1 protein-coding gene and 1 pseudogene are annotated in these 516 nt (G+C 66.1%); both read right to left on the minus strand.

Annotation, left to right across the window (positions count from 1 at the left end; all coding sequences use genetic code 11):
* Positions 1–144, minus strand: a pseudogene (locus tag N825_RS35725) (IS6 family transposase); the annotation flags it as partial.
* Between the two features lie 27 nt (positions 145–171).
* A partial coding sequence (locus N825_RS35730; protein WP_425423773.1) for a transposase occupies positions 172–516 on the minus strand: 345 nt, incomplete at its 5' end.

Raw genomic sequence — 516 nt, forward strand, 5'->3', positions numbered from 1 at the left:
GCTGACCTCGATGCCGCGGAAGGCCAGCATCTCCTCCACCATGCGAAGGCTGAGTGGAAACCTGAAGTACAGCCACACCGTGTGGCTGATCAGCTCCGGAGGGAAGCGGTGGCCGGCGTAGGGGGCTTTGGTCGCGCTCGTCATGGCCGTCTCATACCTGACCCACGCTGCTCAGGCAAACCCGCCCCGCTGCCAACTTGACGATGCCCGGTCGCGCTGGGTCGGGTCGGTTTCGGCCGTGTCACTCGGTACTGCGGTTGATCGGGGCGGAATGATCACCGCGGCGTCAGGCGTGTGCCCGGCGACGGAGCGGTAGACCGGCTCGCCATCGTATGCGCCATCAGCAAACACCGCCGAAATCGGGCAGTCGATCTGCTCGAGCAGTGGGCCGACCAGGGATGCATCGCCGTCGTCCGTGGTGGTCAGCTCCGAGGCGAGGATCTCTCCGCTGTCCGGATCGATCGCCAGATGGAGCTTTCGCCAGCTCCGGCGCGGCTTGCCGCCGTGCTTCTCATG

The sequence above is a fragment of the Skermanella stibiiresistens SB22 genome, from assembly GCF_000576635.1.
GTDB lineage: Bacteria > Pseudomonadota > Alphaproteobacteria > Azospirillales > Azospirillaceae > Skermanella > Skermanella stibiiresistens.